The organism is Alteromonas sp. ABV4_515 (assembly GCF_056160345.1).
Window position 1 is genome coordinate 908,594 of record NZ_JBSWWZ010000001.1, and the last position, 12,218, is coordinate 920,811.

Annotated in this window: 10 protein-coding genes; 7 read left to right on the forward strand and 3 right to left on the reverse strand. The window is 50.6% G+C overall.

What is annotated here, in order from left to right; all coding sequences use genetic code 11:
• Positions 1-15 precede the first annotated feature (15 nt).
• Genes ACXAGX_RS03875 through ACXAGX_RS03890 form a run of 4 tightly spaced genes read left to right on the forward strand, consistent with a single transcriptional unit; the run spans position 16 to position 3,645 of the window.
• The gene (locus tag ACXAGX_RS03875) at positions 16-999 is read left to right on the forward strand and encodes a Kelch repeat-containing protein (RefSeq protein ID WP_474836675.1); all 984 of its coding nucleotides are present in this window, start codon (positions 16-18) and stop codon (positions 997-999) included.
• On the forward strand, positions 1,000-1,854 hold the full coding sequence (locus ACXAGX_RS03880; protein WP_474836677.1) for a glucosamine kinase nucleotide-binding domain-containing protein: 855 nt from the start codon (positions 1,000-1,002) through the stop codon (positions 1,852-1,854). It begins immediately after the preceding gene.
• 27 nt (positions 1,855-1,881) lie between these two features.
• Positions 1,882-2,838 (forward strand): glycosylasparaginase, encoded by a 957-nt coding sequence (locus tag ACXAGX_RS03885; protein WP_474836679.1) that lies wholly within the window; start codon positions 1,882-1,884, stop codon positions 2,836-2,838.
• 60 nt (positions 2,839-2,898) lie between these two features.
• A complete protein-coding gene (locus ACXAGX_RS03890) occupies positions 2,899-3,645 on the forward strand; it encodes a copper homeostasis protein CutC (protein ID WP_474836681.1) in 747 nt (248 codons plus the stop codon).
• 37 nt (positions 3,646-3,682) lie between these two features.
• Here ACXAGX_RS03890 and ilvA read toward each other — a convergent pair whose 3' ends face one another.
• Positions 3,683-5,212 (reverse strand): threonine ammonia-lyase, biosynthetic, encoded by a 1,530-nt coding sequence (gene ilvA, locus ACXAGX_RS03895; RefSeq protein WP_070124453.1) that lies wholly within the window; start codon positions 5,210-5,212, stop codon positions 3,683-3,685.
• A complete protein-coding gene (gene ilvD / locus ACXAGX_RS03900) occupies positions 5,209-7,059 on the reverse strand; it encodes a dihydroxy-acid dehydratase (RefSeq protein WP_474836683.1) in 1,851 nt (616 codons plus the stop codon). The genes ilvA and ilvD overlap by 4 nt, the downstream gene beginning before the upstream one ends.
• A 342-nt stretch (positions 7,060-7,401) precedes the next feature.
• Here ilvD and ACXAGX_RS03905 point away from each other — a divergent pair, with 342 nt between their 5' ends.
• A complete protein-coding gene (locus ACXAGX_RS03905; protein ID WP_070124450.1) occupies positions 7,402-8,013 on the forward strand; it encodes a trimeric intracellular cation channel family protein in 612 nt (203 codons plus the stop codon).
• An 85-nt stretch (positions 8,014-8,098) separates the two neighbouring features.
• Positions 8,099-9,619: a YifB family Mg chelatase-like AAA ATPase gene (locus ACXAGX_RS03910; RefSeq protein ID WP_474818615.1), complete on the forward strand. Its 1,521-nt coding sequence runs from the start codon at positions 8,099-8,101 to the stop codon at positions 9,617-9,619.
• Here ACXAGX_RS03910 and ilvY read toward each other — a convergent pair.
• Positions 9,611-10,468: an HTH-type transcriptional activator IlvY gene (ilvY, locus tag ACXAGX_RS03915; RefSeq protein WP_474836685.1), complete on the reverse strand. Its 858-nt coding sequence runs from the start codon at positions 10,466-10,468 to the stop codon at positions 9,611-9,613. The genes ACXAGX_RS03910 and ilvY overlap by 9 nt on opposite strands.
• Before the next feature lie 152 nt (positions 10,469-10,620).
• Here ilvY and ilvC point away from each other — a divergent pair, with 152 nt between their 5' ends.
• Entirely contained in the window at positions 10,621-12,102 is a 1,482-nt protein-coding gene (ilvC, locus tag ACXAGX_RS03920; RefSeq protein ID WP_474818610.1) for a ketol-acid reductoisomerase, read from the forward strand.
• Positions 12,103-12,218: the final 116 nt, after the last annotated feature.

Below are 12,218 nucleotides of genomic sequence, written 5' to 3' on the forward strand. Positions count from 1 at the left end.
AAAAACAGGAACGTTATGTACGTCAGGACAATCCGATTACTTACCTTGCTGGTAGGCTTAGTGTTAATTGCTGCCTGTTCATCAATTCCAGATATCAGCAAATTTCAAAAGGGGAATACCTTTAAGCTGGAAACGCCTCGATTGGGCGCTAAATCCGCCACCGACGATAAACGGATATTCGTTTTTGGTGGCAGCTACAAGGCTGGATTTCTGGGTGATGTTGAAATTATTGATCCCACAACCAAAAATATCCAAGTACTGAAAAATCATATTATTCCTCGCCGCTATTTTTCTGCCGTTTATGATGATAGTGAAAACGTCTATCTCATTGGTGGCATTGCGCAAGATGGCAAAAAAGTGCGCTACGAAGGCAGAGTCGAGATTTTTAATACCGTTACCCGCAAGGTCGTCGAAGCAACCCCGCTACCTTACCCAACGCGGATGAATTCAGCAGTCTATCTGAACGGGAAGATTTATGTTCTGGGCGGCTCACACCTTGACTGGGATACCCGCAAACACAAAACCACTGGGATAATGGCGATTTTCGACACCCAAACGGGTGTTTGGTCACTGGGGCCGCCTATGCCTACCGAAAAGGAAACCACCACGGTAACGTATGATGGAAAAATTTACGCCATTGGTGGTTATGCAAGCGGTGAGTCGCAAGATGTTTTTGAACAATTCGACCCTGCTACGGGTAAATGGCAGTCGATGCCGCCGCTACCCGAAAAAATCAGTGCACATAGCGCTACCGTTTGGCGTGATTACCTGATCGTTTTCGGTAACTATGACGATTTGGACGCAGTATGGACCTACGATTTCAAAGCCGAGCAGTGGCATCATAGTGAACTTGAAATTACCGGCGTGCGACACAGCAGCGCAGTCACCTTTAACGACTCAGTCTATCTGATCGGTGGAACCCAAGGCACATCAGGCCCAGTCCTGGATGCTATTCAAGTGTTTGATGCTAAGCAACTGCGTAAAGCAGTGGGGAAATAAGTGTTTATAGGGATTGATGGCGGTGGCACATCTTGTAAGGCAATATTGCAAGATGAAAATGGACGTACAATAAGCCAAGGGATAGGCGGTCCAGCGAATCCGGTTAATGGCGTAAGCCAGTCTCAGAATTCAATCCTTGAAGCATGCTTTCAGGCGCTGGATAATGCCTGCCTCAGCAGAGAATGCGTGGGCGAAATTACTGTTGGCGCTGGCCTCGCCGGCCTGCATCTTGGTGCTATGCAGCAAGTTATGATGAATTGGGACCATCCATTTAAATCTCTGGCACTCACTACCGACCTTCATGCCGCAGTACTTGGCGCACATCTTGGCCACGATGGTGGCGTACTCATACTCGGAACCGGGTTTAGTGCTCTTGCCGTTTGTGGTCAGCAGCGACTCGCTATTGGTGGAATGGGATTTCCCATTAATGCAAATGGCAGTGGTTCGTGGCTTGGACTAGAAGCAGTAAAAGCTGTGCTTCTGGCAGAAGATCAGTTAGCGCCCCAAACAATACTTCAGAACCTGCTACTTGCGGGTGAAAACAAAACCGTGCTTGCACAACATACCGTGAACGCTAACGCCACCACGTTTGGCCAGTACGCACCAGCCGTATTCGAGGCAGCCTCGCAAAACGACGAAGTTGCACAAAACCTGTTACGCCAGGCAACCCAGTTTGCAGAATCCGTGATCGAAAAGCTCACTGACTTTGGCGCTCCCAGAGTAACGTTAATTGGCAGCGTTGCGAACGCATTGTTGCCATTTATGTCGGCTGAAACCCAATCAACAATATACGCGGCAAAGGCTTCTCCACAGGAAGGCGCAATTATGTTTGCGAGGCAAGCCGCTCAACAATAATAAATACCAAAACAACAAGGAAAGACCATGACTTCACGACGCCGCTTTCTACAGCTTTCTACATTAACAGGGGCGGTAGGCCTGGCAACCCGTGCTTTCGCAAAAAAGCCGCCAGTGCAAAGAAAACCCATTGTTATCTCCACATGGGAACATGGCATCCCCGCCAATGCGGCAGCCTGGCAGGTACTCGAAGAGGGTGGTCGGGCCATTGACGCCGTTGAACAAGGTGTAAGAGTGCCGGAAGCAGATCCGGAAGTCAGAACCGTTGGTTTTGGGGGTTATCCTGATCGTGATGGCAACGTGACGCTTGATGCCTGCATCATGGATGAAAACATGAATTGTGGCTCTGTGGCTTTCCTGCAAAACATCAAACATCCTATTTCTGTCGCACGTCTGGTAATGGATAAAACGCCTCACGTGATGCTGGTGGGTGAAGGCGCAAAGAAATTCGCCCTCGAACAGGGTTTTGTTGAAGAAAACCTGCTTACCGACGCTTCAAAAGCAGACTGGCAACAGTGGTTGAAAACCCGAGAAATCAAACAGATCAACATCGAAAATCATGACACCATCGGCATGCTTGCGCTGGACAGTCAGGGCAATCTTTCTGGTGCTTGCACCACGTCTGGTGCGGCTTACAAAATGCAGGGGCGAGTAGGCGACTCTCCGATTATCGGTTCTGGTCTTTATGTCGACAACGAAGTGGGTGCCGCAACCGCAACTGGCATGGGCGAACTGGTGATTAAAACCGTAGGTTGTCACCTTGTGGTTGAACTCATGCGTCAGGGCGCAGCACCGGCTGAGGCTTGTGAAGAAGCCGTTCAACGCATCGCCCGTAAGTTAGGCGATTTCAAAGCTTTTCAGGTTGGTTTCCTGGCGCTGAATAAAAATGGCGAATACGGTGCTCACTGCATTCAGCCAGGGTTTAACTATGCGGTGCAGGACAAATCAGGCACACAGTTAATCGACGGTAAAAGTTTGCTTTAAGGATAAGCCTGTTGCAGCAACCTATCTACCATCATTAAAGGGTGAATCGAAGGTATCACAATGACAGACATTGAACTGTGCGCTGACGCTGACTCACCTTTCCTGGTAGCAAACCTAAAGCTTGCTACAGCACTTGGCGTTCATCGCGTTGAGCTTTGCGCTGATATGGACCGTCAGGGATTAACGCCGTCGTTGGCAACTATTAACGCTGCCAGAGATGCCTTTCCCCATGGCGAACTATTAGTGATGGTTCGCCCGCATGATCGGAGTTTCAGTTACACCGCTGAGGAACTGGCTGAAATGGTATCGTCCATGTCAATGGCAGCAGGTTGTGGCGCCGATGGTGTAGTATTTGGTGTGCTTGATAATACTGGCGCACTGGATATGCAGGCAAATCGCACACTTGTCGAAGCCGCTCGTTCGCTGAACCTGAAAACCACATTCCATCGCGCTTTCGACGCCACTTCTTTTCCTTCAGAAGCGCTGTCGCAGGTGCTTACACTTGGTATTGATAGAGTGCTGTCGTCAGGGACAGACTGGGGCTCAGGCAAAGGGGCCGTGGATGGTATTGAACGACTCCAACATTTTTTACAGCACGCTGAAAATCAGGTTGAGCTGATAATAGGGGGCGGTGTCACACCGAATAATGCGCCAACACTAATAAATGCGTTAACAGCAAATATGCAGGAGAGCCATATTGGTCGTAAGGCGCCCTTTGCCTTACATTGCTTTTCTTCGCTGCTGTCGAATGGGCAACTGGATGCTGAAAAGGTGTCTTGTTTGATGCAGGGCTGTCGAAACGTATAAACAATAGAGCCTGCCGACTGGCAGGCTCTGAATAGCGCTAAGACAAGAAAAACTTGTAAGCGGGATCTTCTGTAACTTCTTTAAACTCGTAGTCGAGCTGATCCACATGGGCATCGAACTCGGCACGGCTTTCAGGCGGGATTTCAAACCCGGCCAGTACCAATCCTTCCGCCGCACCGTGATTACGATAGTGGAACAAGGTAATGTTCCAACGCTCGCCCAGGGTCGCCAGGAATTTCAGCAGCGCACCAGGATGCTCCGGAAATTCAAAGGTGAAAACCGCTTCGTTCAGCAGTGTGGGCGGACGTCCACCCACCATGTGACGGACGTGCAGCTTAGCCAGCTCGTTACCGCTCATGTCGAAACAGTCGTAGCCCTGCGCCGTGAGTGACGTATTCAGGTCAGCGAATTCTTTCATACCGCCTTTGAGGTTCACACCCACAAAGATGTGTGCATCTTTCTCATTCGCGAAACGGTAGTTGAACTCGGTAATTGCCTTGCCGCCCAAGGTTTCGCAAAATTGCTTGAACGCGCCGCGACGCTCAGGGATTTTCACCGCAAACACCGCTTCTTTCTGCTCGCCCAACTCACAGCGCTCAGACACATAACGCAGGGTATGGAAATTGATGTTCGCACCGCACAAAATGCCGCCCAGCTTTTTGCCACGAATATCGTGCTCGGCCACATACTTCTTAATGGCTGCAATAGACATGGCCCCAGCGGGCTCTGCAATCACACGGGTATCATCGAAGATATCTTTGATGGCCGCACAGATTTCATCGTTACTTACCGTTATCACACCATCAAGCAGGCGCTCACATAAACGGAAAGTCTCCGTGCCCATGGTTTTCACCGCCACACCATCGGCAAAAATACCAACGGAGGGTAAGGTTACGATTTCACCGGCTTCCATGGCCGCTTTAAAGCAGGCAGATTCTTCCGATTCCACCCCAATGATTTTGATGTCGGGCTTCAGTTGCTTGAGGTATACCGCGATACCTGCCGCCAGACCGCCACCGCCGATAGCCACAAACAGGATATCCAGATTCGGATTTTGCTCCAGCAGTTCCCGGGCAACCGTACCCTGACCAGCAATCACATCCGGATCGTCAAACGGCGGAATAAACGTGTAGCCGTGGGTTTTCGCCAGTTCCTGTGCATGCTTGCTGGCAGAATCGAAGTTGGTACCGTGCAACACGATATTGGCGTAGTTGCCACCGAAACGACGCACCGCATCCACTTTAATATCCGGTGTGGTTTCAGGCATCACGATAGTGGCATGAACACCTTTCTTCTTCGCGCCATAAGCCAGACCCTGCGCATGGTTACCGGCTGAGGCCGCAATAACACCCGCACTTAATTGTTCCTGGCTCAATGCGCTAAGGCGCGTATATGCCCCCCGCAGCTTGAATGACTTCACCGGCTGCTGATCTTCACGCTTCAGGTAAACCTCGTTACCGATTAGCTGAGACAGACGAGACATGGCCGACAACTCACTGTTGACGGCAACTTCATAAACCGGCGCGAGTAGAACCTTTTTCAGGTATTCGTGGTCGGTAACACTCATATATCTTCCAATTTAGACGCATCACGCACCGCGCCTTTGTCCGCACTGGTTGCCAGCATCGCAAAGTTTTTCAAAGACAGAGACACTTTGCGCTCACGATTCTTCGGTTTCCAAGGCTTATCGCTGGCTTCCATCGCCGCGCGACGATGAGCCATTTCTTCGTCGGAAATCACAATGTTGATCGTACGGTTAGGAATGTCGATCTCAATCTTATCGCCGTCTTCCACCAGACCAATGCCGCCGCCGCTTGCCGCTTCAGGCGAGCAGTGACCAATAGACAGACCGCTGGTACCACCGGAGAAACGACCGTCGGTGATAAGCGCACAGGCTTTGCCCAGGCCTTTGGATTTCAGGTAAGACGTGGGATACAGCATTTCCTGCATACCCGGGCCGCCTTTCGGGCCTTCGTAGCGAATGATAACCACATCGCCTGCTTTCACTTCGTCACCCAGAATGCCTGCTACCGCATCGTCCTGGCTTTCGTAGATTTTTGCAGAACCAGTGAATTTGAGGATAGATTCATCCACGCCCGCAGTTTTAACGATACAACCATCAACCGCCAGGTTACCGTAAAGTACCGCCAGACCGCCGTCTTTACTGTAGGCATGCTCTAAATCACGGATACAGCCTTCACTGCGGTCAGCATCGGCTTCATCCCAGCGACAATCCTGACTGAATGCCTGAGTAGTACGGATACCCGCAGGGCCCGCACGGAAGAAAGTATCGGCGTCTTTGTTTTCAGGGTTAGTGATATCCCAGTCGCTGATCACGTCCGGCAGCTTTTTGCCAAGAACGTGGGGTACGTCCTGATTCAGCAGGCCAGCTTTATTTAGCTCGCCCAGAATACCCAGAACACCACCGGCACGGTGAACGTCTTCCATATGGTACTTAGGCGTAGACGGCGCCACCTTACACAAGTGCGGAACTTTACGAGACAGACGGTCGATATCAGCCATGGTGAAAGGCACTTCGCCCTCCATCGCCGCCGCCAGTAAATGAAGAATCGTATTGGTGGAACCACCCATGGCGATATCCAGGCTCATAGCATTTTCAAACGCTTCAAATGACGCGATATTGCGCGGCAGTGCAGACTCGTCATCGTTTTTGTAGTAACGCTCACACAGTTCAACCACCAGCTTACCGGCATCTTTGAACAGCTTTTCGCGATCGGCGTGGGTCGCCAGCATAGAACCGTTACCCGGCAGGGACAGACCCAGCGCTTCGGTCAGGCAGTTCATTGAGTTGGCGGTAAACATACCGGAACACGAACCACAGGTGGGGCAGGCAGAACGTTCAATGTTGTCTGTATCTTCATCGCTCACGCGGTCATCGGCAGCGGCAACCATGGCATCAACCAGGTCAAGTTTGATCAGTTGGTCAGACAGTTTGGTTTTACCGGCTTCCATCGGACCACCGGATACAAATACTACCGGAATGTTCAGGCGCATAGAGGCCATCAGCATTCCCGGGGTGATCTTGTCACAGTTAGAGATACATACGATGGCGTCTGCACAGTGCGCGTTTACCATGTACTCCACGGAATCGGCGATGATTTCACGTGACGGCAGGCTGTACAGCATACCGCTATGACCCATGGCGATACCGTCATCTACCGCGATGGTGTTAAACTCTTTGGCCACACCGCCTGCCTCTTCAACGCTGCGCGCCACTAACTGACCGAGATCTTTTAAGTGCACGTGTCCCGGCACGAACTGCGTGAAGGAGTTGGCAATCGCAATAATCGGCTTGCCGAAATCAGTATCTTTCATACCGGTTGCACGCCACAGCGCGCGTGCGCCGGCCATATTTCTTCCCTGGGTGGAGGTTGCAGAACGTAACTTGGGCATAATGCTTTCCCGTTTTGGTCTTAAAAAATGTATTAAATGCGAATTGATTTGTCGTTGGTGCTGACTTGCACGCAGAACGACACGCTCATCTAGGTTCGCCTGTTGGCCGACATAGAAAAGGATAGTCCGTTAGCGCGGACTTTTTATGACTGGGTTATAGAATTGTTCAGAATTTCTACCGGAGCATTAAAAATGCGCCGTAGCAGGTGGCTGGCTGACCACACATTGCTTGAGGGCGAAGAAATAGCATGAAACCCGCGCCAGAATCAAGTATTTTGCGCCCTGACGCCCAAATTAAGCCTGAATGAGGGTGTACATAAAACAACAACACAGAGTAATGCAATGACAGATTGGTTTCACTGGCTAAATCTGGCGGGCGTCGCAGTTTGCGCGATTTCCGGCACATTAATGGCCTATCAGAAAAAGATGGACGGCTTTGGGGTGGTGGTGCTCGCATCGGTGACCGCTATCGGCGGCGGTACCCTGCGCGATATCATGCTCGATTTACCGGTTTTCTGGATCAAAGACACCGACTACCTGTATACCACGTTAGGCGCCGCATTGTTGACGATAGCCTGGCTGAGAATTAGTCCTCGCTTTCCTTATCACTATTTACTGGTAGCCGACGCATTCGGGTTGGCACTCTTTAACGTGGTGGGAATGGAGAAAGCACTGATCAACGACGCGCCCATGTCGGTAGCCATCGCCATGGGCACCATCACCGGTGTATTCGGCGGTTTGCTGCGGGATGTGATTTGCCGTGAAGTGCCGCTGGTCCTCAATGGTGAACTCTATGCCATCACTTGTATTACCGGTGGTCTGAGTTACGCCGCGCTCTTGTATGCTGGGTTCGATCAGCACTACTGCCCTTGGTTTGCACTTTTGGTTACCGTGCTAATGCGCCTGGCCGCCATGCGTTGGCATTGGCAGTTGCCGGTATTCAAGAACGAGTAAGCCTAATTAAAACTGCCCGCCAGGCCAGTTATTCCCGTGCCTGAGCACCGATACACTTAGCCCAGATGTGTAACGGAGATTGTGTATGGGCATGGCAGTGGTAAAAACCCGGGCGGGTAGCGGCATCAACGCGCCCCTGGTTCGAGTGGAAGTACATCTGGCCAATGGACTACCGGCTTTTCAGCTCGTCGGTATGGCAGAAACTTCAGTAAAGGAAGCCAGGGACAGGGTACGCAGCGCCATGATCAACAGTGGCTTTGAATTTCCCGCCCGTCGTATTACCGTGAACCTCTCTCCCGCCAGCATTCCTAAACAGGGCGGTCGCTACGATTTAGCCATTGCTATCGGTATTCTTATCGCTGCCGGGCAGCTGCCCGAAAGTATTGCTGATGATTATGAATTTGTTGGCGAACTGGCGCTCACCGGAGAGCTAATGGCCGTATCAGGGATCATTCCAGCAGTATTAGCCTGTCGCGATCATAATCACAGACTGTTCCATCCCTCTGCGAATAGAAACGAAGCGGCTTTGGTGGAAGGGGCCCGGCGCTATGCTGCAGAATCACTATTATCTGTGTTTCTTCATCTGGCCGACCTGGAACGATTAAGTGAAGATCCTCATCAACCTTTGCAGTTAGAAAGTGAGCATCAAAACCCTGTATGGGATGGCATTCATGGACAGCATCAAGCAAAGCGAGCGCTTATGATAGCCGCAGCAGGCGCGCATAATCTTCTTTTTACAGGTCCGCAAGGTACGGGTAAAAGCTTGCTAGCCAGCCGTTTTCTGCAATTGTTACCGCCACTCACAGCCGAGCAAGCACTTGAAGTCGCCACGCTCTATTCCATTAGTCACACTGGCTCCGGGACAAAAAATACCGGCACCCGGCCCTTTCGTTCTCCCCATCATACCAGTTCAGCTGTAGCCCTGACAGGCGGCGGCTCGACACCTACGCCGGGAGAAATTTCTCTGGCCCATCATGGTGTTCTATTTCTTGATGAATTGCCGGAATTTGGCCGTCGGGCATTGGATATACTGCGCGAACCTCTGGAAACCGGAGAGGTGCACATTTCCCGCGCATCCGGGCACGCTGTATTTCCCGCTCGCTTCCAACTCATTGCGGCGATGAACCCCAGTCCCACAGGGGATGTACAGGATGGCAGAACACCACCAGATCAGGTACTGCGCTATTTAAGTCGAGTATCTGGCCCACTATTAGACCGTATTGATATTCAAGTGGAAGTGCCACGCTTGCCCGATTATCAACTTACTCTGACCCTGGAAAACAATGAACCGGTAACATTGCAGTCGCCACGCCAAAAAGTGATACAAGCCAGAGAGTTACAGATAAGCAGACAAGGTGTGCTAAACGGCGCCTTGCCAGTAAACAGCCTTGCAGAACACTGCTTACTCAGTGATGAAAATCTCAATTTTATTCAGCAGGCAGCCAAAAAACTTCAGCTTTCCATGCGCGCTTTTCACCGGGCGTTGCGCGTAGCCCGCACCATTGCTGACCTTGAACAGGAAACGGCTGTGGGCCGTCAGCATCTGGCCGAAGCCCTTGGCTACCGGGCGCTGGACAATGTGATTAAACAGCTTAGTTCAGCCTAAACTAAATAAGGCATCAATCAGCGGGTCGCTGCGCCGGGCATTCATACAGGCAATGCCGAGCTCATAGGCTTCAATATCGGCCACGTGTATTTTACTCACGCTTCCTGCCATTGAAGAGTGCTCCAGCACCACTTCGGGCACGAAGCCCACACCGCATTCTAACGCCACCATGCTCACAATGGCCTCGTTTCCGCCTACCGACGCATACACATTGGGTCGGATGCCGTGTTCAGCAAACCAGTGATAAGCAATGCGCCGGGTGGGGCCATGTTCAGGCATGATCACCTGATGACGGCGCCAGTCTACCTGCGACAGCTCCGTTAAACGCCAGTCCCGCGGTGCAATCAATACTAGCGGCACATCATCCAGTGCTGAAAATGCCATGTCGGTAGGGAAGTCAGGGGTATGAATGGCTATCGCTACATCACATTCTTTCTGTTTCACTTTTTCATTCGCCAACGCAGGATCGCCAGTAATAAGGCGGATATCTACGCCAGGATAGCGATTACGGAACTGTTTGAGTAACGCTGGAAGGTGACTTTGTGCGGCAGTCACTGAGCAGAATAAGCTAAGTTCACCTTGCAGGGTTTCGCTGTCATCCCGCAGTTCGTGCAATAAAGATTGCCATTCTTTTAGCATGTCGGTGCTGAATGCCAGCATCTTATGCCCGGCATGGGTAAGTTCCACGCTGCGGTTATTGCGCTTTAGTAACACAGCTCCGCATTCTTCTTCCAGCCTTTGAATGGCGCGGCTTAGCGTAGAAGGAGATACATACATGGCTTCAGCCGTAACACCGAAATGCAGGCTGGTAGCAAGATGATTAAACAGCTGTAGAGAACGAAAATCCATAATATTGCAAAATATGAAACACTGTTTTGCGAATATATCATTTTCCAAAACAAAAGTGTTCAAGTAATCTTCTCAGCAAGTCGTCATCGACGAGGTCATCGACTGGCTTTGAGCCGTTGATAATGACTAGATTATGATGTTCGGAATTTATTATGGCTAATTATTTTAATACTCTGTCTCTGCGTCAGCAATTGGACCAATTAGGTCGCTGTCGTTTCATGGCTCGCAGTGAGTTCACCGATGGTTGTGAATTCCTGAAAGGCAAAAAAGTGGTTATCGTGGGCTGTGGCGCACAAGGTCTGAACCAAGGCCTTAACATGCGCGATTCAGGGTTAGATGTTGCTTACGCACTGCGTCAGGCAGCAATTGATGAAAAACGCGACTCGTTCCAGCGTGCATCAAGCAACGGATTTAAAGTTGGCACCTATCAGGAACTGATCCCTGAAGCAGATCTGGTATACAACCTCACACCTGACAAGCAACACGCAAGCGTAGTTGAGGCGGTTATGCCGCTGATGAAAGAAGGTTCTGCGCTGGGCTATTCTCACGGTTTCAACATCGTTGAAGAAGGTCAGCAAATCCGTAAAGACATCACTGTTGTGATGTGTGCACCTAAGTGTCCTGGTACTGAAGTACGTGAAGAATATAAGCGTGGTTTCGGTGTACCTACACTGATTGCGGTTCACCCTGAAAACGATCCAAAAGGTGAAGGTTGGGATATCGCGAAAGCACTGGCAAGCGCCACTGGTGGTGACCGTGCAGGTGTTCTGGAATCGTCTTTCGTTGCAGAAGTTAAATCAGACCTGATGGGCGAGCAAACCATTCTGTGTGGTATGCAACAAGCCGCTGCTATCCTGGCATATGAAAAAATGACAGCAGATGGCATGGACGCGGGTTACGCAGCTGCGTTAATCCAGTTCGGTCTGGAAACCATCACCGAAGCACTGAAGATCGGTGGTGTGACTAACATGATGGACAGACTGTCTAACCCTGCGAAGATCAAGGCATTTGACCTGTCTGAGCAACTGACTGACATGTTACGTCCACTGTTTGAAAAGCATCAGGATGACATCATCAGCGGAGAATTTTCTCGCACTATGATGGAAGACTGGGCGAACGGTGATGCGAATCTGCTGAAATGGCGTGAAGAGACCGGTGAATCTGGTTTTGAGAACGCACCTCAGTACGATGGTAAAATCACTGAGCAAGAATTTTTTGACCACGGCATCTTGTTAGTTGCCATGATCAAGTGCGGTGTAGAAGTAGCCTTCGACGTAATGGTTGAAGCGGGTATCCTGCCTGAGTCTGCTTACTATGAATCACTGCATGAAACACCATTGATTTCTAACACTATCGCTCGTAAGCGTCTGTATGAAATGAACGTGGTAATCTCCGATACTGCTGAGTACGGTAACTACCTGTTCGCTAATGCAGCCATTCCATTACTGCGCGAGAAGTTAATGCCGTCAATTGATACCAGCGTTATCGGTAAAGGGTTAAACGAAACCTCTAACCAGGTTGATAACCGCCGTCTGGTTGAAGTGAACGATGCCATCCGTAATACCGGTGTAGAAGCTATCGGTAAAGAATTACGCGGCTACATGACGGACATGAAAGCCATCATTGGTGTGTAACGATTTCTGTCGTTAGGTGCTTAACCAAGCCCTCTTGCCCGACCATTTTGGTCGGGCTTTTTTATGCCTGGAATTCGATAGCAACAAACAAAAACGCCAGCAAGATGCTGGCGTTT

Bases quoted from the DNA above. Each gene is read 5' to 3' on its own strand.
- ACXAGX_RS03875 (WP_474836675.1), top strand. From the start codon at position 16: ATGTACGTCAGGACAATCCGATTACTTACCTTGCTGGTAGGCTTAGTG.
- ACXAGX_RS03885 (WP_474836679.1), top strand. From the start codon at position 1,882: ATGACTTCACGACGCCGCTTTCTACAGCTTTCTACATTAACAGGGGCG.
- ACXAGX_RS03890 (WP_474836681.1), top strand. From the start codon at position 2,899: ATGACAGACATTGAACTGTGCGCTGACGCTGACTCACCTTTCCTGGTA.
- ilvA (WP_070124453.1), bottom strand. From the start codon at position 5,212: ATGAGTGTTACCGACCACGAATACCTGAAAAAGGTTCTACTCGCGCCG.
- ilvD (WP_474836683.1), bottom strand. From the start codon at position 7,059: ATGCCCAAGTTACGTTCTGCAACCTCCACCCAGGGAAGAAATATGGCC.
- ACXAGX_RS03905 (WP_070124450.1), top strand. From the start codon at position 7,402: ATGACAGATTGGTTTCACTGGCTAAATCTGGCGGGCGTCGCAGTTTGC.
- ACXAGX_RS03910 (WP_474818615.1), top strand. From the start codon at position 8,099: ATGGGCATGGCAGTGGTAAAAACCCGGGCGGGTAGCGGCATCAACGCG.
- ilvY (WP_474836685.1), bottom strand. From the start codon at position 10,468: ATGGATTTTCGTTCTCTACAGCTGTTTAATCATCTTGCTACCAGCCTG.
- ilvC (WP_474818610.1), top strand. From the start codon at position 10,621: ATGGCTAATTATTTTAATACTCTGTCTCTGCGTCAGCAATTGGACCAA.